Source organism: Enterobacter cloacae complex sp. 397G4, assembly GCF_050031515.1.
Taxonomy (GTDB): domain Bacteria; phylum Pseudomonadota; class Gammaproteobacteria; order Enterobacterales; family Enterobacteriaceae; genus Enterobacter; species Enterobacter hormaechei_C.
The window spans coordinates 3,412,760-3,432,711 of the sequence record NZ_JBLGWE010000001.1 but is presented as its reverse complement, the minus strand read 5'-3'; the positions used below and the strand labels follow the sequence as shown (position 1 = coordinate 3,432,711).

At 57.4% G+C, this 19,952-nt stretch carries 20 protein-coding genes; 11 read left to right on the top strand and 9 right to left on the bottom strand.

Annotation, left to right across the window (positions count from 1 at the left end; all coding sequences use genetic code 11):
* Positions 1-112 precede the first annotated feature (112 nt).
* The 3 genes from upp (at position 113) to ACQG1Y_RS16430 (ending at position 2,909) form a co-directional block, all read left to right on the top strand.
* Positions 113-739 carry a uracil phosphoribosyltransferase gene (gene upp / locus ACQG1Y_RS16440; RefSeq protein WP_003860560.1) on the top strand — a complete coding sequence of 209 codons (627 nt, stop codon included), beginning with the start codon at positions 113-115 and terminating at the stop codon, positions 737-739.
* Between the two features lie 82 nt (positions 740-821).
* Complete coding sequence (gene uraA / locus ACQG1Y_RS16435) at positions 822-2,111, top strand: uracil permease (protein WP_003860558.1); 1,290 nt, start codon at positions 822-824, stop codon at positions 2,109-2,111.
* A 96-nt stretch (positions 2,112-2,207) separates the two neighbouring features.
* Positions 2,208-2,909 (top strand): DnaA inactivator Hda, encoded by a 702-nt coding sequence (locus ACQG1Y_RS16430; RefSeq protein WP_211482948.1) that lies wholly within the window; start codon positions 2,208-2,210, stop codon positions 2,907-2,909.
* Positions 2,910-2,995: 86 nt separating this feature from the next.
* Here the strand turns inward: ACQG1Y_RS16430 and ACQG1Y_RS16425 are convergent, their stop codons facing one another.
* From ACQG1Y_RS16425 to celB, 3 genes are read right to left on the bottom strand one after another with little or no spacing between them, the layout of a single operon-like run.
* Positions 2,996-4,414, bottom strand: coding sequence for a M17 family metallopeptidase (locus ACQG1Y_RS16425; protein WP_368740565.1), 1,419 nt, complete (start codon positions 4,412-4,414; stop codon positions 2,996-2,998).
* A complete protein-coding gene (locus ACQG1Y_RS16420) occupies positions 4,414-5,370 on the bottom strand; it encodes a N(4)-(beta-N-acetylglucosaminyl)-L-asparaginase (protein ID WP_165730136.1) in 957 nt (318 codons plus the stop codon). The genes ACQG1Y_RS16425 and ACQG1Y_RS16420 overlap by 1 nt, the downstream gene beginning before the upstream one ends.
* Before the next feature lie 3 nt (positions 5,371-5,373).
* Complete coding sequence (gene celB, locus ACQG1Y_RS16415) at positions 5,374-6,693, bottom strand: PTS cellobiose transporter subunit IIC (protein WP_017383505.1); 1,320 nt, start codon at positions 6,691-6,693, stop codon at positions 5,374-5,376.
* A gap of 145 nt (positions 6,694-6,838) precedes the next feature.
* On the opposite strand from celB, the gene ACQG1Y_RS16410 reads away from it, so the two are divergent.
* Complete coding sequence (locus tag ACQG1Y_RS16410; protein WP_017383504.1) at positions 6,839-7,663, top strand: homeodomain-like domain protein; 825 nt, start codon at positions 6,839-6,841, stop codon at positions 7,661-7,663.
* Here ACQG1Y_RS16410 and arsC read toward each other — a convergent pair.
* Both arsC and bepA read right to left on the bottom strand, forming a co-directional pair.
* Positions 7,660-8,016, bottom strand: a complete 357-nt coding sequence (gene arsC, locus ACQG1Y_RS16405) for an arsenate reductase (glutaredoxin) (RefSeq protein WP_368740550.1) — start codon at positions 8,014-8,016, stop codon at positions 7,660-7,662. The genes ACQG1Y_RS16410 and arsC overlap by 4 nt on opposite strands.
* A gap of 13 nt (positions 8,017-8,029) precedes the next feature.
* Positions 8,030-9,493 (bottom strand): beta-barrel assembly-enhancing protease, encoded by a 1,464-nt coding sequence (bepA, locus tag ACQG1Y_RS16400; protein ID WP_015572197.1) that lies wholly within the window; start codon positions 9,491-9,493, stop codon positions 8,030-8,032.
* Positions 9,494-9,713: 220 nt separating this feature from the next.
* On the opposite strand from bepA, the gene ACQG1Y_RS16395 reads away from it, so the two are divergent.
* Positions 9,714-10,778, top strand: coding sequence for an AI-2E family transporter (locus tag ACQG1Y_RS16395; protein ID WP_003860546.1), 1,065 nt, complete (start codon positions 9,714-9,716; stop codon positions 10,776-10,778).
* Positions 10,779-10,917: 139 nt separating this feature from the next.
* On the opposite strand, the gene bcp is transcribed toward ACQG1Y_RS16395, so the two are convergent.
* Together bcp and ACQG1Y_RS16385 are read right to left on the bottom strand one after the other, a co-directional pair.
* Entirely contained in the window at positions 10,918-11,388 is a 471-nt protein-coding gene (gene bcp, locus ACQG1Y_RS16390; RefSeq protein WP_015572198.1) for a thioredoxin-dependent thiol peroxidase, read from the bottom strand.
* Positions 11,388-11,957: a glycine cleavage system transcriptional repressor gene (locus tag ACQG1Y_RS16385; protein ID WP_000213743.1), complete on the bottom strand. Its 570-nt coding sequence runs from the start codon at positions 11,955-11,957 to the stop codon at positions 11,388-11,390. Before ACQG1Y_RS16385 ends, bcp begins: the two co-directional genes overlap by 1 nt.
* Before the next feature lie 145 nt (positions 11,958-12,102).
* Here ACQG1Y_RS16385 and dapA point away from each other — a divergent pair, with 145 nt between their 5' ends.
* The 6 genes from dapA (at position 12,103) to ypfH (ending at position 18,560) form a co-directional block, all read left to right on the top strand.
* Entirely contained in the window at positions 12,103-12,981 is an 879-nt protein-coding gene (gene dapA, locus ACQG1Y_RS16380; RefSeq protein WP_368740551.1) for a 4-hydroxy-tetrahydrodipicolinate synthase, read from the top strand.
* 16 nt (positions 12,982-12,997) lie between these two features.
* Entirely contained in the window at positions 12,998-14,032 is a 1,035-nt protein-coding gene (gene bamC, locus ACQG1Y_RS16375; RefSeq protein WP_368740552.1) for an outer membrane protein assembly factor BamC, read from the top strand.
* A 109-nt stretch (positions 14,033-14,141) separates the two neighbouring features.
* Positions 14,142-14,855, top strand: a complete 714-nt coding sequence (gene purC, locus ACQG1Y_RS16370) for a phosphoribosylaminoimidazolesuccinocarboxamide synthase (protein ID WP_001171626.1) — start codon at positions 14,142-14,144, stop codon at positions 14,853-14,855.
* A 120-nt stretch (positions 14,856-14,975) separates the two neighbouring features.
* Complete coding sequence (gene ypfJ, locus ACQG1Y_RS16365; protein WP_001303362.1) at positions 14,976-15,845, top strand: KPN_02809 family neutral zinc metallopeptidase; 870 nt, start codon at positions 14,976-14,978, stop codon at positions 15,843-15,845.
* Positions 15,845-17,791, top strand: a complete 1,947-nt coding sequence (locus ACQG1Y_RS16360; RefSeq protein WP_160176818.1) for a tRNA(Met) cytidine acetyltransferase TmcA — start codon at positions 15,845-15,847, stop codon at positions 17,789-17,791. Before ypfJ ends, ACQG1Y_RS16360 begins: the two co-directional genes overlap by 1 nt.
* Positions 17,792-17,864: 73 nt before the next feature.
* Positions 17,865-18,560 (top strand): esterase, encoded by a 696-nt coding sequence (gene ypfH / locus ACQG1Y_RS16355; RefSeq protein ID WP_045141741.1) that lies wholly within the window; start codon positions 17,865-17,867, stop codon positions 18,558-18,560.
* 39 nt (positions 18,561-18,599) lie between these two features.
* Here the strand turns inward: ypfH and ACQG1Y_RS16350 are convergent, their stop codons facing one another.
* The gene (locus ACQG1Y_RS16350; protein ID WP_334280406.1) at positions 18,600-18,797 is read right to left on the bottom strand and encodes a YpfN family protein; all 198 of its coding nucleotides are present in this window, start codon (positions 18,795-18,797) and stop codon (positions 18,600-18,602) included.
* 24 nt (positions 18,798-18,821) lie between these two features.
* Positions 18,822-19,949, bottom strand: coding sequence for a succinyl-diaminopimelate desuccinylase (gene dapE, locus ACQG1Y_RS16345; RefSeq protein ID WP_017383496.1), 1,128 nt, complete (start codon positions 19,947-19,949; stop codon positions 18,822-18,824).
* Positions 19,950-19,952 lie beyond the last annotated feature (3 nt).

Genomic DNA, 19,952 nt, shown 5'->3' with positions numbered 1-19,952 from the left:
CTCTAAATCACTTTGATTGATATACGTCAAGCAAGATGGGTATGGCGCAATCCGAAAAAAGCGGTATAATCCCGCGATTTTTTTGCGGATGCCACCTCAGAGGAGAAAGAGAATGAAGATTGTGGAAGTGAAACACCCACTCGTTAAACACAAGTTGGGCCTGATGCGTGAGCATGACATCAGCACGAAGCGTTTTCGCGAACTGGCTTCTGAAGTGGGTAGCCTGCTGACCTACGAAGCGACCTCTGATCTGGAAACGGAAAAAGTGACCATCGAAGGCTGGAACGGTCCGGTACAGGTTGAGCAGATCAAAGGTAAAAAAATTACCGTGGTGCCAATCCTGCGTGCGGGTCTGGGCATGATGGAAGGCGTACTGGAGCACGTCCCAAGCGCGCGTATCAGCGTGGTGGGGATCTACCGTAACGAAGAAACCCTTGAGCCGGTTCCTTACTTCCAGAAGCTGGTGTCTAACATCGACGAGCGTATGGCGCTGGTGGTTGACCCGATGCTGGCGACCGGCGGTTCGATGATCGCCACCATCGACCTGCTGAAAAAAGCGGGATGCAGCAGCATCAAAGTGCTGGTGCTGGTTGCGGCGCCGGAAGGTATCGCGGCGCTGGAAAAAGCGCACCCGGACGTTGAACTCTATACCGCGTCTGTCGACCAGGGACTGAACGAGCACGGGTACATCATCCCGGGGCTCGGCGATGCCGGCGATAAGATTTTTGGTACTAAATAATCGAATAACGATAAAGAAGCCGACTTTGATAGTCGGCTTTTTTTTGAATTAAAACCAACAATGACACTCAGAGGAAAACACTATGACGCGCCGTGCTATCGGGGTGAGTGAAAGACCGCCGCTTTTACAGACAATCCCGCTTAGTTTGCAGCACCTGTTCGCCATGTTTGGCGCAACCGTGCTGGTGCCAATCCTGTTTCACATTAACCCGGCTACCGTGCTGCTGTTTAACGGCATCGGTACGCTGCTTTACCTCTTCATCTGTAAAGGCAAAATCCCGGCCTATCTCGGGTCGAGCTTCGCGTTTATCTCCCCGGTTCTGCTGTTGCTGCCGCTGGGTTATGAGGTCGCGCTGGGCGGCTTTATCATGTGCGGCGTGCTGTTCTGCCTGGTCTCCTTCATTGTGAAGAAAGCCGGTACCGGCTGGCTGGACGTGATGTTCCCGCCTGCGGCAATGGGGGCCATCGTTGCCGTCATCGGCCTGGAGCTGGCGGGCGTGGCGGCGAACATGGCCGGGCTGCTGCCTGCGGACGGTCAGTCACCGGATTCTAAAACCATTATTATTTCGCTGGTGACGCTGGGCGTGACGGTATTCGGTTCCGTCCTGTTCCGCGGCTTTATGGCGATTATCCCGATCCTGATCGGCGTGCTGGCGGGTTACGCGCTCTCCTTCGTGATGGGCGTTGTGGATACCACCCCGATTGCCGAGGCGCACTGGTTCGCGCTGCCAACCTTCTACACCCCGCGCTTTGAATGGTTCGCCATTTTCACTATTCTGCCTGCCGCGCTGGTGGTGATTGCTGAGCACGTCGGCCACCTGGTGGTGACGGCGAACATCGTGAAGCGCGACCTGATCCGAGACCCGGGCCTGCATCGCTCCATGTTTGCCAACGGTTTCTCCACCATCATCTCTGGTTTCTTCGGCTCCACGCCAAACACGACTTACGGTGAGAATATCGGCGTAATGGCGATCACCCGCGTCTACAGCACCTGGGTTATCGGCGGCGCGGCGATCATCGCCATTCTGCTCTCCTGCGTTGGTAAACTGGCGGCGGCGATCCAGATTATCCCGGTTCCGGTGATGGGCGGCGTTTCTCTGCTGCTGTACGGGGTGATCGGTGCCTCCGGTATTCGCGTGCTGATTGAATCCAAAGTGGATTACAGCAAGGCGCAGAACCTGATCCTCACTTCCGTTATCCTGATTATCGGCGTGAGCGGCGCGAAGGTGCACATCGGCGCGGCAGAGCTGAAGGGGATGGCGCTGGCGACCATCGTCGGCGTCGGCCTGAGCCTGATTTTCAAGCTGATCTCGGTGATCCGCCCGGAAGAGGTAGTGCTGGACGCGGACGACAGCGAAAAAGCGCCACATTGATCGTCATGCCGGGCGAAGGATCGCCCGGTTCTCTCCTTGCAGGTTCCGTGTTAAACTCCATTCCGATTTTATGTAAGATCTCTGGTTGAGGTATTTCTGAACGGACCGGCACAGCTCTCTCTGCCACTTTATCTCCCTGACGACGAAACTTTCGCGAGTTTCTGGCCGGGTGATAACCCCTCTTTACTGGCTGCACTGCAAAACGTGCTGCGCCAGGAACACAGCGGATACATCTATATCTGGTCACGCGAAGGCGCGGGACGCAGCCACCTGCTGCATGCCGCCTGTGCGGAGCTTTCGGCGCGCGGTGACGCGGTAGGCTATGTGCCGCTGGATAAACGCACCTGGTTTGTGCCTGAGGTGCTGGAGGGCATGGAACATCTCTCCCTGGTCTGCATCGATAATATCGAATGCGTGGCGGGGGACGAACCGTGGGAAATGGCGATCTTTAACCTCTACAACCGCATTCTGGAGTCGGGCAAAACCCGGCTGCTGATCACCGGCGATCGTCCGCCGCGCCAGCTCAATCTGGGACTGCCGGATCTGGCGTCTCGTCTGGACTGGGGGCAAATCTACAAGCTGCAACCGCTGTCGGATGAAGACAAACTCCAGGCGCTTCAGTTGCGCGCCAGACTGCGCGGATTTGAACTGCCGGAAGACGTAGGGCGCTTCCTGCTCAAACGTCTGGATCGGGAGATGCGCACGCTCTTTGATACGCTCGATCAGCTCGATCGCGCCTCCATCACCGCCCAGCGCAAGCTGACCATTCCGTTTGTGAAAGATATTCTTAAGCTTTGAGTTTTTTGCCCGGTGGCGCTGCGCTTACCGGGCCTACGAAAACCCGTCATACCTTGTAGGCCGGGTAAGGCGCAGCCGCCACCCGGCTAAAGATCCCCCAACAAGTGCTCCACCAGCAGAGGAATCGGCCTTCCCGACGCCACGCTTCGTCCGCTTTCACGCCACAGCGCCGTCCCGCTGATATCCAGATGCGCCCACGGAATGGTCGGCGGGCAGAAATGGTGCAGCAGCCACGCCGCCGACGCGCTGATCGCCGCATTGTTGGTCGGCGTGTTGCACAGATCGGCAATCGCGCTGTCGGTTTGCTTTCTCAGCCGCGCATCCAGCGGCAGGGACCACACCTCGTCGCCGCTCCGTTTGCCCGCGAGCGTCAGTGCCTGACGCAGCGGTTCATCCTGGGTCATCAGTCCGCTCAGCTCATACCCCAGCGCTTTCACCACCGCTCCGGTTAAGGTCGCCATATCAATGATATAGTGAGCCTGCGGATGGCGCTGACTCGCCCAGGCGATAGCGTCTGCCAGCACCAGCCGGCCCTCGGCATCGGTATTGTTGATTTCAACGGTGGTGCCGTTGCAGGCCATCGCCACCGTGCCGGGCTGCATGGCGTCGGGGCCGATGGCGTTTTCCGCCAGCGCCAGCACGCCCATGATGCGCACGGGTAATTTCAGCTCCGCAACGGTCAGCATCAGCCCGAGCACGTTAGCCGCGCCGCACATGTCATATTTCATGGTGTACATGCCCGCGCCTTCCTTCAGCCACAGGCCGCCGGTGTCAAAGGTAATGCCTTTTCCCACGTAGCAGCGCACCGGGCCATCAGACACGCCGTTATAGTGAATAGCGAGCAGACGCGGTGGGCAGGTCGCCCCTTTGCCAACGGCGTGCAGTAGCCCCAGCCCCTGCTCAACAATTTGCTTTTCATCCAACACCTCGCAGCGCAGGGCAGGGCTGGCGGCACACAGTTTTTGCGCCTCTTCCACCACAAACTGCGGCGTGCAGCGGTCGGACGGCATATCCGCCAGACGTCGCGCCGCAACCATGCCGAGCGCAATGGTCTGCTGCTGGCGGAAGGTCGTCTCCAGCTTCGCCTGCTGTTCCGGCAAGCAGAGGGCAGTGATGCAGGTAAGACGCAGCGCTTCGTCCGTCTTCTTCAGCTTCAGGTCACTGAGCCTGTGCGCCTGATTAAAGAGAAAACGCAGTACCTGCGCCAGCACCACATCGTCAATATCCGTCACGTCCAGCACGAGTTCGGCGCTGGCGGGGGCGGCAAGCAGCGGTCGCAGAGCGGTTAGCAACCCTTCGGTCAGGGCGTCATGCCAGAGCGCATCCGGCAAAAGGGTGATGCGGGCAAACGGCGCGCAGCCAAAGCGCGCGTCCGCGACGGTGCTCTGCTGGCGCATTTCAGCGACAAGAGCGCTTTCCGGTAACAGGGAACTGTCAGCGCGCGCAATCAAATGGCTTTGCGGCTTCGCGTCTGAAAGCGCGTTGATAAACTGGTATGTGATCATCATGACTCCTCAATCGGTGCGCAGATCCGCGCGGCATAGGCCTGCATCCACTCCTCATCTACCGCGTGATAGTGCGTTTTCTCCCGCAGGCGTTCAGTACGGAAAACGGTGAGGGGCTGGCGAGCCGTCGCCACCACAAACGAGAAGGTTTTGATGTTGGTCGCGGCGCCAAATTCTCCTTTGCTGTTCATGCACACTACGGAGAGATCGCCCGCGCGGCCAAAGCGCGACATCAGCTTGTCTTCCAGTTCGAACACCACCGAATCCGCCGCCTGCTGCGGCGTCATCCCTTGCGCCATCCGGCGAACGATTTCGTAGCTGGTACAGCCCTTCATCAGATCTTCACCGACGCCCGTGGCGGTGGCCGCGCCGGTTTCGCTGTCGCAGTAAAAGCCGGAGCCGATGATGGGTGAGTCACCGAGGCGACCGCGTTTTTTCATAAACAGGCCGCTGGTGGAGGTGGCGACGCTCATCGAGCCCTGTTTATCGAGGCCGATGATGCCGACGGTGTCATGTCCGTCGTAGGGGCTTAACCCCTTGTCCAGCGTTTCGCGGCAGCGCTTACGGTAGTGTTGCATGGCGCGATCCGTGAGCATGGTTTTATCGGCAAAGCCCTGACTCAGCGCCCATTCGCGCGCGCCCTGGCCGACCAGCAGGCTGTTATAGCGCTGGCGGCTGAGCGCATGCGCCACGCGCACCGGGTTGGCGATATCCACCAGATTGCCCACGGCGCCGAACGCCAGCGTGTCGCCGTCCATATAGGCCGCGTCCAGCTCTACCTCGCCGTTCTCGGTCGGCAGCCCGCCGTAGCCGACGGATTTATAAAACGGAAAGTCCTCGACGGCGGCGACGGCATCCACCACCGCCGGAGCGACAGGTTTGCCCGCAGCCAGCGCAGACGCAGATTCCGTGACGCCTTCAAGCGCCATTCGCCAGGTTGCGATAATTCCCCACATGCTTTACTCCTGTTTTGCAAGGGTGGTGTCGGGTTGCGTAGCGGTAGTCAGCTCCGCCGCGCGGTACTGTTTATCCAGGATACGCATGAAAGGCAGGTACAGCATGGCGCCAATCAGCAGGTTGATCAGCTGCATCACGCTGCCGCTCAGGTGCCCGGTGACGATAAAGCCGCTGATAACCGGCGGCAGCGTCCAGGGGATAAACACCCCGGTGGTGACGGCGACCGCACCAATTTTCATCGCCGCATACTGCACGGTGACCAGCACCAGCGGCACCAGATTGAACGGGATGAGCATGATCGGGTTCATGATCACCGGCAGGCCAAAGAGAATCGGTTCGTTGATGTTAAACACCGACGCGCCCGCACCGAGGCGCGCGACTTCGCGCATGTTTTTGCTGCGGGCGAAAATCAGCATCGCAATCACCAGCGACAGCGTGGCGCCCGCGCCACCCATCCAGATCATGTCAAAAAACTGTTCGGTGATGATGTGCGGCGGCGTCGTTCCCGCCTGGATCGCGGCGATGTTGTCGGTCTGGTTCTCCATCCACAGCGGGCGAATAATCCCGTTGATCATCGAACCGGAGTTAATGCCCACTGACCACAGAATGGTGATGCTGAATACGGTCATCAGCGCCCCGAAATAAGAGGTGCCGTAGTGGCGTACCGGGGTGGCAACCACTTCATAAATAAACTGGTGGATGGTGTGGTAGTGGGTGTTTTCAAAGATGATGCGGATAAGCAGCACCAGAATCATTACCAGCAGGGCCGGGATCAGGGCCGCGAATGACTCCTGCACCGCCGGAGGCACGCCGTCCGGCATTTTGATGACCAGCTTTTTGCGCTTCAGCCAGCAGAACAGTTCCGTCCACAGCAGGGAACCGATCATCGCCACGAACAGCCCTTTGCTGCCAATCCACTCCACCGGCATCACGGTAATGCCGCCGTTTTCCGCCACTTTGATAAAAGGCGTCAGGATCAGAAACGCGACCAGCGCCAGGATGCCGCAGGAGATGCGGTCCTCTCCATAATGCTCAGCCAGGCGGTAGGCCACCAGGAAGCTGATAAACAGCGACATGGTTGAGAACACCGCGTTAAACGGGATCTCTATAATTGCACTCCAGCTCTCACCAAAGGCCTGAGACATAAACTGCTGATAGGCCTGATTCGGGAAGGAGGAGATCACCAGCAGAATGGAGCCGACGATAATAAACGGCATGAATGACACGTAGGCGCCGCGAATGGCCCCAAGATGACGCTGCTGGGCCGTTTTCGCCGCCAGCGGCATCAGTTTTGCTTCAAGAAATCCCAGAACATTGTTCATTGTGAACTCCGTACAAGATTGAGGGGTGTTGTTTATGTTATGTCTGTGGATTATCAGTGAAGCGTGGCGAGCGAAAGGTGAAATCGGTCACAAAGCATTCGCTGCTCTGATATAAATCTCATAAGATTAGTTAAGGAGAGGCGCGATGGAAATCAAACTGCATGCCAACGCCACCACTACGCCGCGTATCCGTCGTTATCTTCAGCAGTCAGATAAAAGCGACAGAGAGCTTGCCGTTGAGCTGGGGATCTCGGTCACCACCGTCAGGCGCTGGCGCAACCGCGACCAGGTTTCGGATAACCACACAACGCCAAAAGTGATACACAAAGCGCTGAGACAAGAGCAGGCGGCACTGATAAATGCCCTGCGGGATATCACAGGGGCACCGCTGGATGAACTGCTGCTGCTGGTGAATGACGGACTCGGGATCGCCGTTTCCCGCGCGACCCTGAACCGCTACCTCAAACCAGCCTCGCTAAAACAAAAGGGGGCGTCGTTGCAGGGCAAAAAGGCGCTGAAGGCCGGGATCATGCCGCAGAAGCTACTCCTGCATCATCAGCCGCTGTCGCTACATATGGACGACGGTGGCGAGCAACACCTGCTCTGGGCGCGTGAACCCGTCAGCGGCTGGTGTTACGCCCGGCTTTATGCTGGCGTATCGCCGCAGTTGCTGACCCGCTGGACGAACGAGGTGCTGGCTGCCTGTCCGGCTGATATTCAATCTGTTGAGACTTTTGGGCTGGAAGTGAACTTGCCGGAGCATAACGTCACCGTAAAAGTGCATTCACAGTATTATCTCGCTCTTCAGGTCACCGTGCCGTTACGCGAAATCATTCCGCGGGTGAACAGTGAACCGATGGGAGAGCTGTTGATCCAATTGTGTGAGTTTTACAACCGGGGAAAAGCGCAGAAAAAGCTGGGAGAGCGTACGCCGCAGGCGTTTCTGGAAGCGCTGCGGCGTAACGATTAGACGATCTCGAGCACGTCTTCCGGCGGACGGCCGATACGCGCCTTGCCGTTCGCCACCACAATCGGGCGCTCAATCAGCTTTGGATTGTCGACCATCGCCTGAATCAGCCGATCTTCAGTGAGACTGGTATCGTTCAGATTGAGCGATTTATACAGTTCTTCTTTCTGACGCATCAGGTCGCGTGCGCTGCCCATGTTCAGCATCTTCAGCAGCTGGCGGATAGTCTGCGCGTCCGGCGGCGTCTCCAGGTACAGCACCACTTCCGGTTCGATGCCGTTAGTCTTCAGCAGGCTGAGGGTGTCTCGGCTCTTGGAGCAGCGAGGGTTATGGTAAATTTTTACCGCGTCTGTCATGACTTCTCCTTTATTACATCTTCTCGTACGGCTTAAAGCGTTGTTGCAGGCCGCGCAGCTGGTCGATTCGCGCATCGTAGCGGGCCTGTTGCAGGCTGCCAAGCTTCACCTGCGAGCTGGCGCTGCTCAGCAGGGAAATGGCCTGATCGAGACGACCCGCCAGCGCCAGACCTTCCGCACGCGCGGCCAGCTCCTGATCGCGGTTACCCAGTTGCCCCTGGGCCTGGGCGAGCAGCTCCCAGCCGTTCTGGTCATCTTTATTGTTAAAGGTGTAGCGGTTCAGAATGGTCACCGCCTCGCCGGGCTGGCCGCCCTGTAGGTAGGCGTTCGCCAGGTTAAGCTGCAATACTGGATTATTACGAAGATCTTTCGCCCCTTTCAGGCGATTAATCGCATCGGTCGCTTTTTTCTGCCCCAGATCGATATCGGTGGCGAGGTCGAGATACCACGGATTGTCAGGCGCCGCCGCCAGCAGCGGCTGTAGCGCTTTTCGCGCTTCATCGTATTTGCTGGCCTCCATCGCCTGGAGCGCCTGACCATACTGCGCCGCGTTTTTCTCGCGCACGTTGCCTTTCGCCAGCGCGTCCAGTAGATCGCTGGTGAGCTGATTACGTCCGGAGTTGTACATGCCAAGCGTTCTCACTTTGGCCATGTAGAAATCCTGCGAAGACTGCACCACGACCGGACGCATCTGGTTGGCTCGGTTACGCGCATCCGAGAGGCGGCTTTCCGGCAGCGGGTGGGTCAACAGAATTTCAGGCGGGCGCGACGAGTAGCGTGCCTGGTCGAGCAGTTTTTCCAGGAAGCTCGGCATGGCCTGCGGGTCAAAGCCGGAACGCTGTAAAACCTGAATGCCGATGCGGTCTGCTTCCTGCTCATTCTGCTGGGTAAAGCTGATCATCCCCTGACGCGTCCCCGCCAGCGTCCCGGTAAGCGCCGCCATCCCGGCCTGCGGGCTGGCCATCGCCAGCAGAATAGAGCCCAGCGCGCCCACCCAGGTTAGCGGGGCGTTACGCTTCTGATCTTCCATCGCACGCGCCAGATGGCGCTGGGTGACGTGCGAAATTTCGTGCGCCATGACGGACGCCAGCTGGCTTTCGTTATCGGAATAACGGAACAACGCCGAATGCAGCACCACGTTCCCGCCAAAGAAAGCGAAGGCGTTGATTTCGTCGTTATTGATTAAATAGAAGTGGAAGGGCGTTTTTACCGAGTCGGCGTGCGCCACCAGACGCATCCCCAGGCCGTTAATGTATTGCACCAGCAAAGGGTCGTTAATCAGCGGAGCACTGCCGCGCAACTGGCGTACGTAATAATCACCCATCTGCATCTCCTGCCCGATGGAGAGCGTGCTTCCTGCCGTGGTGCCCATGTCCGGCAATGAATCGGACGAGTCAGCGAAAGCGGGCAACACCTGACCCACCGTCACGGCGGCAATCAGTGTCGCAACCAGTGTTTTTCTCAACTGCCTGAACATAACCACTGTCCTGTATGTTGGATGTGCTAATTTGACCGATGAACCCGCATAACGTTCATCTCCGCTGCTCTGCGAGTGTAGCCGTGTTAAGAGATGAAGAAAATCCCATTCATCAGGGTTTTGCGAAACCTGACAGTGAAACAAAAAGGAAAGTCTTTTTTGTGACAGTTAGATACAATTCACCCTCTCACTCCCGCCATTCGATTCAGGGAAGGGTTGTATGCTCGAAATGTTAATGCAGTGGTATCGGCGTCGGTTTAGCGACCCGGAAGCCATTGCTTTGCTGGTCATTCTGGTTGCCGGATTCGGTATCCTGTTCTTCTTTAGTGGCCTGCTGGCGCCGCTACTGGTGGCGATTGTGCTGGCGTATCTGCTGGAGTGGCCCACCGCGCGTCTGGAACATATCGGCTGTTCCCGCCGCTGGGCGACCAGCATTGTTCTGGTGCTGTTTGTCGGCATTCTGCTGCTGATGTCCTTCGTGGTGATGCCCATCGCCTGGCAACAGGGGATCTACCTGATCCGCGATATGCCCGGCATGCTGAATAAACTGTCTGATTTTGCCGCCACGCTGCCGCGCCGCTATCCTGCGCTGATGGACGCCGGGATCATCGATGCGATGGCCGAAAACATGCGCGCCCGCATCATGACCATGGGTGACTCGGTGGTGAAATACTCTCTGGCCTCGCTGGTAGGCCTGCTGACGCTGGCGGTTTACCTTGTTCTCGTGCCGCTAATGGTGTTCTTCCTGGTCAAAGATAAAGAGCAGATGCTGAACGCGGTGCGCCGCGTGCTGCCGCGCAATCGCGGTCTCGCCGGTCAGGTCTGGCAGGAGATGAACCAGCAGATCACCAACTACATTCGCGGCAAAGTGCTGGAGATGATTGTGGTGGGCGTGGCGACCTGGATTGGCTTCGTGATCTTCGGACTGAACTACTCGCTGCTGCTGGCGGTGCTGGTCGGATTCTCGGTTCTGATCCCGTATATCGGCGCGTTTGTGGTGACCATTCCGGTAGTCGGTGTGGCGCTGTTCCAGTTTGGTCTGGGTACGGAGTTCTGGAGCTGTTTCGCCGTATACCTGATTATTCAGGGACTGGACGGGAACCTGCTGGTACCGGTGCTGTTCTCCGAAGCAGTTAACCTGCATCCGCTGGTGATTATCCTGTCAGTGGTGATTTTCGGCGGGCTGTGGGGATTCTGGGGGGTATTCTTCGCCATTCCGCTGGCGACGCTGATTAAAGCCGTGGTCCACGCGTGGCCGGATGTGCCAGCGGTGGAAGAGAAGTAGATTTAGTGCGGGCTGATGCCCTCACCCCAACCCTCTCCCGCGGGGAGAGGGGGCAAACACTAAAAACGGTAGCGCATGCTACCGTTTTGCATTTACCTTGTAGGCCGGGTAAGCGCAGCGCCACCCGGCACTAAAATGATCACGCGTTCTCTTTCAGCCACTTCAACACCACGTCGTGGTGGTTGCTGGTTTTGAAATCATCAAACACGTGCTCAACTTTACCGTCAGCGTCAATCAGGAAACTGATGCGGTGAATACCGTCGTACGTTTTGCCCATAAAGGACTTCTCACCCCAGACGCCAAACTGCTCGCAAACCTGGTGGTCTTCATCGGAAAGCAGCGTGAAGTTCAGCAGCTCTTTTTCCGCAAAGCGTGACAGCTTCTCTGGCTTATCGGTGCTGATGCCCAGCACTTCCACACCGACCTTTTTCAACTCATCCATGTTGTCGCGTAGACCGCAGGCCTGTACGGTACAGCCCGGGGTCATGGCTTTCGGGTAGAAATAGACCAGAACACGCTGTCCCTGGAAGTCGGTCAAATTTACTTGCTCGCCGTCTTGATCCGGTAAGCTAAATTTCGGTGCGATATCACCGGCTTTCAGTGGGTTCATTACTCAACTCCATCCTGTTCGTGCTGCGAATAATCGACGACGCTTATACTGCCTTGCGCGTGTAATTCTGTACAGAGGGCTTTGAACGCTTGCTCGATATTTGACGCATCCTGCGAGGCAGGGCTGTGTGCGGTAATTTGAATAAACAGCGTCGGGATTGCGTTTTCATCGCCCGGCTGCGTGCGGGAAACCAGTTCGGCAATGTTCATCTGATGGCTGTCAAACAGAGCCGTAAAACGTTCAATCAGATGAGGTGAATCAGGCACTTCAACCTGTACCCAGACCGTGGCAGGCAGAGCCGGACGCGGGCGCGCGGTGGTGCGCTTCATGACGATCAGCAAATCCAGCTCCGCGCCTTTCAGCGGCAAAGTGGATTCGATAAGGGTAATGGCATTCCATGTTCCGGACAGCAGCATGATAAACGTGAACTCTTCGCCGAGCATCGCCAGGCGGCTGTCTTCGATATTACAGCCGCAGCTGCTCACGTGACGGGTGATGGTGTTCACGATACCCGGTCTGTCGGCACCCAGCGCGGTGATAACCAGGTAATGTTGTGATGAGGTTGTCAAACCTGTTCTTCCTTTGCATGGTTAAGTCTTCCTAAGGAAAGCATAAAAAAAACATGCATACAACCGCCTGAGCGCCTCAGGTCGCTTGCTTTTATTACAGTTCCAAACGTAACATTGAGGCTCTTGTTCGCACAGAGGATGGCTCATGTTCACGGGAAGTATTGTCGCGCTTGTTACACCGATGGATGAAAAAGGTAATGTCTGCCGGTCAAGCATGAAGAAGCTCATTGATTACCATGTCGCCAACGGAACCTCGGCGATCGTTTCGGTAGGGACTACCGGTGAATCTGCAACGCTGAGCCACGAAGAGCACGGCGATGTGGTGATGCTGACCCTGGAACTGGCTGACGGGCGTATCCCGGTTATCGCGGGAACAGGGGCAAACGCAACCGCAGAAGCTATCAGTCTGACCCAACGTTTTAACGACAGCGGCATCGTGGGCTGCCTGACGGTGACCCCTTACTACAACCGTCCTACTCAGGAAGGGTTGTTCCAGCACTTCAAAGCCATCGCTGAACATACTGACTTGCCACAAATTCTGTATAATGTGCCGTCCCGTACCGGCTGCGATATGCTGCCGGAAACCGTTGGTCGTCTCTCGGAAGTAAAAAATATTATCGGTATTAAAGAGGCGACAGGGAACTTAAGCCGCGTTCATCAGATCAAAGAGCTGGTTTCAGACGACTTTATCCTGTTGAGTGGTGATGATGCGACCGCGCTGGACTTTATGCAGCTCGGTGGTCATGGCGTGATCTCCGTAACGGCAAACGTTGCGGCGCGCGATATGGCTGACATGTGCAAACTGGCCGCAGCCGGTCACTTTGATGAAGCGCGTGTCGTTAATCAGCGTTTGATGCCGTTGCACAATAAATTATTTGTCGAACCCAATCCGATCCCAGTGAAATGGGCGTGTAAGGAGTTGGGGCTTGTAGCATCCGATACGCTGCGTTTGCCAATGACACCGATTACCGACCACGGTCGCGACATCGTCAGGGCAGCGCTGAAGCATGCCGGTTTGCTGTAAAGTTTAGGGAGATTTGATGGCTTATTCAGTACAGAAGTCGCGCCTGGCGAAGGTTGCGAGTGTTTCGCTTGTTATGCTGCTCGCTGCCTGTAGTTCAGACTCGCGCTACAAGCGCCAGGTGAGCGGTGATGAATCCTATCTGGATGCGACCCCGCTTGCTGAACTTCATGCACCGGCTGGTATGATCCTGCCGATTCAGAACGGCGATTATAATATCCCCGTGACCAACGGCAGCGGTCTGGTCGGTAAGGCGCTTGATATTCGTCCGCCAGCACAGCCTCTGGCGCTGGTGAGCGGGGCGCGTACCCAGTTCACCGGTGATACGGCGTCTCTGCTGGTGGAAAGCGCACGCGGTGCCACGCTGTGGCCGCAGGTTGTGAGCGTTATTCAGTCGAAAAACTATACGATTGATAAACGCGACGACGCCAGCCAGACCTTAACCACCGACTGGATTGAGTGGAACCGTCTCGATGAAGACCAGCAGTATCGTGGTCGTTATCAAGTCTCCGTTAAGCCGCAGGGTTATCAGCAGGCGGTTACCGTTAAGCTGTTGAATCTTGAGCAGGCAGGTAAACCGGTTGCCGATCCGGCCGCCATGCAGCGCTACAGCACTGAAATGCTGAACGTGATTGCCGCAGGTCTGGATAAAAACGCTACCGATGCCGCAAACGCCGCGCAGAACCGTAACGGTTCAACGTTTGATGTGCAGAGCGGTGCAGACGATACCGGCCTGCCAATGCTGGTGGTGCGTGCGCCGTTTAATCAGACCTGGCAGCGCCTGCCAGCAACGCTTGAAAAAGTGGGCATGAAGGTGACCGACAGCACCCGTTCAACGGGCAGCATCACAGCGACCTATAAGCCGCTGTCTGATAGCGCCTGGCAGGAGCTGGGGGCAAGCGATCCACAGCTGCCTTCCGGTGACTACAAAATCCAGGTTGGCGACCTCGATAACCGCAGCAGCCTGCAATTTATCGATCCGAAAGGACACACGCTGACCCAGGCGCAGAACGATGCGCTGGTCGCTGCCTTCCAGGCCGCATTCAGCAAATAATAGTGAGGGCTGGTTAATCCAGCCCTTTTTATTTTCGTGCTACGCAAACGTGTGCGTGGCATAATATGGCCAGTTTTGAACACAAATCATCACACCAGGAGTAATGAAGATGCAGAAGCAAGCTGAGTTGTATCGTGGCAAAGCGAAAACCGTATACAGCACGGAAAACCCGGATCTGTTGGTGCTCGAATTCCGCAATGATACGTCAGCAGGAGACGGCGCACGCATTGAGCAGTTCGATCGTAAGGGCATGGTGAACAACAAGTTCAACCACTTCATTATGACCAAACTGGCCGAAGCCGGTATCCCGACTCAGATGGAAGCGTTGCTGTCCGATACGGAATGTCTGGTAAAAAAACTGGATATGGTGCCGGTTGAGTGCGTGATCCGTAACCGTGCCGCAGGCTCCCTGGTGAAGCGTCTGGGCATTGAAGAGGGTATCGAACTGAATCCACCGCTGTTCGATCTGTTCCTGAAAAACGACGCCATGCACGACCCGATGGTCAACGAATCCTACTGCGAAACCTTCGGCTGGGTAAGCAAAGAGAACCTGGCGCGCATGCAGGAACTGACCTACAAAGCCAATGACGTGCTGAAAAAGCTGTTTGATGACGCGGGCCTGATCCTGGTCGACTTCAAGCTGGAGTTCGGTCTGTACAAGGGCGAAGTGGTGCTGGGCGACGAATTCTCGCCGGACGGCAGCCGCCTGTGGGACAAAGAGACGCTGGATAAAATGGACAAAGACCGTTTCCGCCAGAGTCTGGGTGGCGTGGTCGAAGCGTACGAAGCGGTTGCTCACCGTTTAGGCGTTAAGCTCGACTAAACTGCGCATTTGCCAAAGGATGTTGGCATCCTTTGGCGTCTTATCCTTGTTTACTATGGTAATCCTTTCATTAACCGCCTACGATCATAGCTATTATAAATGGAATAGTTCGAGGTGTTTATGCGCTGGCAAGGGCGTCGTGAAAGTGACAACGTAGAAGACAGACGCAGCAGTGGTGGCGGTGGTCCGTCTATGGGCGGGCCAGGTTTCCGGTTACCCAGCGGCAAGGGCGGCATTATTCTGCTGGTCGTCGTGCTGGTGGCGGGCTACTACGGCGTCGACCTGACCGGTTTGATGACCGGTGAAACCGGGCAACAGCAGCAGTATTCTCAGCGCTCCATCAGCCCGAATGAAGATGAAGCGGCGAAATTTACTTCCGTTATTCTCGCGACGACCGAAGATACCTGGGGTCAGCAGTTCGAGAAAATGGGGCGGACTTATCAGCCGCCAAAACTGGTGATGTACCGGGGCGCAACCCGCACCGGCTGCGGCACCGGGCAGTCCGTTATGGGGCCGTTCTACTGCCCGGCGGACAGCACCGTCTATATCGATCTCTCCTTCTATGACGACATGAAAAGCAAGCTGGGCGCCGACGGCGATTTTGCCCAGGGCTACGTGATCGCGCATGAAGTTGGCCACCACGTGCAGAAGCTCCTCGGCATTGAGCCTAAAGTGCGTCAGATGCAGCAGAATGCTTCTCAGGCGGAGGTGAATCGTCTGTCCGTACGCATGGAGCTTCAGGCCGACTGCTTCGCTGGCGTCTGGGGACACAGCATGCAGCAGCAGGGCGTGCTGGAAACAGGCGATCTGGAAGAGGCCCTGAATGCCGCACAGGCGATTGGTGACGATCGCTTGCAGCAGCAGAGCCAGGGGCGCGTTGTGCCGGACAGCTTTACCCATGGCACCTCAGAGCAGCGCTACAGCTGGTTTAAGCGTGGCTTCGACAGCGGCAACCCGTCGCAGTGTAATACCTTCGGCAAAGCTATGTGATGTTGGGGTTTGAACAGCTGGTCAACCAGCTTCAGCGTACCGGGCACCGCCGGCTGGTGGTGCTCAGCGGCGATGAAGCGTGGACGTTGAGCCAGGCGACCATTCTGCGCGATACGTTACCAGGAGACTGGCTGTGGCTGGAGGAAAACCCCTCTAAGGCCATCAGCGGCCTGCTGGGACGTGAATACCTTCATGCCGTTTTTGACGCGCGTCGCGGGTTTGACGTCTCGGCCTTCGCCGCCCTCAGCGGGACCCTGCGCGCCGGAAGCCTTCTGATGCTGCTGGTGCCGCCGTTCTCCGTCTGGGCTAACAGGCCCGACGCGGATTCTCTACGCTGGAGCGACAGCGCCGAGCCGATCGCCACCCCGCACTTTGTTCACCACTTTTGCCGGACGCTTGCCGCCGATTCAGATGCCATCGTCTGGCATCAACATCGTCCTCTGTGCCTTCCCGTTACGCCAGATTTACCCGCCTGGCAGCCTGCCAGCGGTGAACCGCAGCGCGAGCAAGCTGAGATCCTCGACGCTCTTCTGACCATGCCTGCGGGCGTGGCCGCCGTGACGGCACCGCGCGGACGCGGAAAGTCCGCCCTGGCGGGCATGTTGCTGAACGGCATTCAGGGGAGTGCAGTCGTGACGGCACCGGCAAAAGGGGCGACGGATGTCATCGTGCGTTTCGCCGGGGAACATTTTCACTTTATGGCCCCGGATGCGCTGCTGGCCTCCACAACAGAAGCTGACTGGCTGATTGTCGATGAGGCGGCCGCCATCCCCGGCCCGCTGCTGGAGAAGCTGGCGTCGCGCTTTCCCCGCGTGTTGCTGACCACCACGGTGCAGGGTTATGAAGGCACGGGCAGGGGATTCCTGCTGAAGTTCTGCGCCCGGTTCAGCGGGCTGCGGCGTTATACCTTATCCACGCCTGTTCGCTGGGCTGCCGGATGTCCCCTTGAGCGGATAGTGGCGAACGCGCTGCTGTTCGACGATGCGCTTATCGATCGCAAACCGGAAGGCGAGGTACGTTTAACGTCGCTGGAGCCCGGGATGTGGGAGAGCGATCCGACGCGCGGGGCAGGCGTGTATGAACTGCTTTGCGCCGCGCACTACCGGACGTCACCCCTCGATTTACGCCGGATGATGGACGCCCCCGGCCAGCACTTTGCTGTTGCTCAGGCGGGCGCGGAGATCGCGGGCGCGCTCTGGCTGGTGGAGGAGGGGGGATTACCCCCTGAACTTAGCCGCGCAGTCTGGGCGGGCTTTCGTCGGCCGCGTGGAAATCTGGTGGCGCAGTCGCTGGCAGCGCACGGCGGCTCGCCGCTCGCGGCGACGCTGAAAGGCCGACGCGTCAGCCGCATTGCGGTTCATCCCCATCGCCAGCGGGAAGGCATCGGCCAGCGGCTGATCCGCAGTGCCAGCGGAGAAGATTATCTCTCGGTCAGCTTTGGCTATACCGACGAGCTGTGGCGTTTCTGGCGGCAGTGCGGGTTTGTGCTGGTGCGAATGGGCAGCCACCGGGAAGCCAGCAGCGGGTGCTATACGGCGATGGCGTTGCTGCCGCTGAGCGAGGCGGGGCATCAGCTCTGCGAACAGGCGCATCAGCGGTTATGTCGTGATATGCGCGTCCTGTCGGCCTGGAATGGCGAAAAGATCCCGGTGACGGATGCATGGGAAGCTACCCTTAATAGTGACGACTGGCTGGAGCTGGCGGGGTTTGCCTTTGCTCACCGGGCGTTTTCAACTTCGGTTGCGGCGCTGACGCGGTTGTTGTTAGCCGTGGACATGCCGCTCCCGGCACTGCGGGGGAAAATGGAAGGGAATACGCACGATTTCGGGCGCAAAGCGTTGCTGGCGAAGCTACGCGAGGAAACCGCTCACGCGCTTGAAAGGCTTGATTACTCCCGTAGCCAGCAGCTGAAAGCCGACATTTTGCAATGGCAATTTTTTCAATGAGTTCTTCAGTAAAGTGGCATGGTCATTACCCCGCAGAGGCGTAAAATCCTGCTTATCAATTAAGGAGATCGCCATGAAACATGACCATTTTGTTGTGCAAAGCCCGGATACCCCTGCTAAACAGCTCCTGCTTCTGTTTCATGGCGTGGGCGACAATGCCGTCAATATGGGACAGATTGGCAGCTGGTTTGCACCCGTTTTCCCACACGCGCTGATCGTCAGCATCGGCGGCGTGGAGCCGTGCGGTCCGGACGGGCGGCAGTGGTTTTCCGTCGAGGGCGTGACGGAGGAGAATCGTCAGGCGCGTATTGATGCCGCTATGCCAGCCTTTATCGATACCGTACGTTACTGGCAGCAGCAGAGCGGCGTAGGCGCCGACGCAACGGCGCTGATTGGCTTCTCTCAGGGCTCAATCATGTCGCTGGAAAGCGTAAAAGCGCAGCCCGGACTGGTGTCCCGCGTGATTGCCTTTAACGGGCGTTTTGCGACGTTACCGCAAAGCGCGACCACGCAGACCACGATCCATCTCATTCATGGGGGGGAAGACCGGGTAATTGAGCTTTCGCATGCGGTGGCTGCCCAGGAGACGCTGATGCGCGAGGGCGGAGATGTGACGCTGGATATCGTAGACGATCTGGGGCATGCCATTGACGATCGCAGCATGCAGTTCGCGCTCGATCATCTGCGTTATACCGTACCGAAACACTACTTTGATGAAGCGCTCAGCGGCGGTAAGCCGAATGACGATGATATCGTCGAGTTTTTGTGAGGTGTCCCCCTCTCTGTAGGGAGAGGGGAAACAGAGCGATCAATTCTTCTGGTCCTTCTTCGGCCAGTCGTCTTCATCGTCCCACTTGTCGTTAAAATCACGGTGCGGCGGAAGATCCGGTTTGTTGGCAAGGAACTTTTTATGGTCAACGCGCTTGAGATCTTTAATCACGTTAAGCAGCACGCCTACCAGAAATACCAACACCAGAATCCACCAGTACTTTGAAAGCCAGTCCATTCGCTAATCCTCTTTAAGCACCCGTCAGGCGACGAGCTGCTCCATAATACGTTGATACATGCGGGCCAGCAGTTGTAAATCGGCAGCGTTCACGCATTCATTGATTTTGTGAATCGTCGCGTTAACCGGACCCAGTTCGACAACCTGTGCGCCCATGCGGGCGATAAAGCGTCCGTCAGACGTGCCGCCCGTTGTCAGCAGCTGTGGCTTAATTTCATTATAGTGCGCAATGGCGTTCACCACCGCATCCACCAGTTTACCGCGCTGCGTCAGGAACGGCTGGCCAGACAGCCACCAGTCGAGGGTATAGCGCAGCTGATATTTCTCGAGCAGCGCAATCACGCGCGCTTTGATCATCTCGTCGGTCAGTTCGGTGCTGAAGCGGAAGTTAAACTGGACGAAGAGATCGCCGGGAATGACGTTGTTGCTGCCGGTGCCGGCCTTGATGTTGGCTATCTGCATGCTGGTTGGCGGGAAAAATTCGTTGCCTTTATCCCATTCAATGCCTACCAGTTCGTTCAGCATCGGCGCGGCGCGGTGTACCGGGTTATCCGCCAGGTGTGGATAGGCAACGTGGCCCTGCACGCCATGAATAGTCAAATTACAGGTCAGGGATCCACGGCGGCCATTTTTCACCACATCGCCCACCACTTCGGTGCTGGACGGTTCGCCCACCAGACAGTAGTCCAGACGTTCATTGCGCGCCATCAGGGCCTCAACGACCTTCACGGTGCCGTTGTGGGCGCTGGCTTCTTCATCGGAGGTAATCAAAAACGCAAGACGGTTTTTATGGTTCGGATGCTGGGCGACGAAACGCTCTGCCGCCACGACCATCGCAGCCAGAGAACCTTTCATGTCCGCAGCGCCGCGTCCGAAAAGCATGCCGTCGCGGATGGTCGGCTCAAAAGGCGGGTTGATCCAGCGGTCTGCGTCGCCTGCGGGAACTACGTCAGTATGTCCGGCAAACGCCAGCGTCTCTCCCTGACCGCGCCATGCCCAGAAGTTCTGCGTATCGCCAAAATCCATGTGCTCCACGGTAAAACCGATGGCACGCAGGCGCTCAATCATTAATGCCTGACAACCTGCGTCGTCCGGGCTAAGGGAAGGACGGCGAATAAGCTGCTGAGTCAGCTCAATGACCGGGCATGACATAGA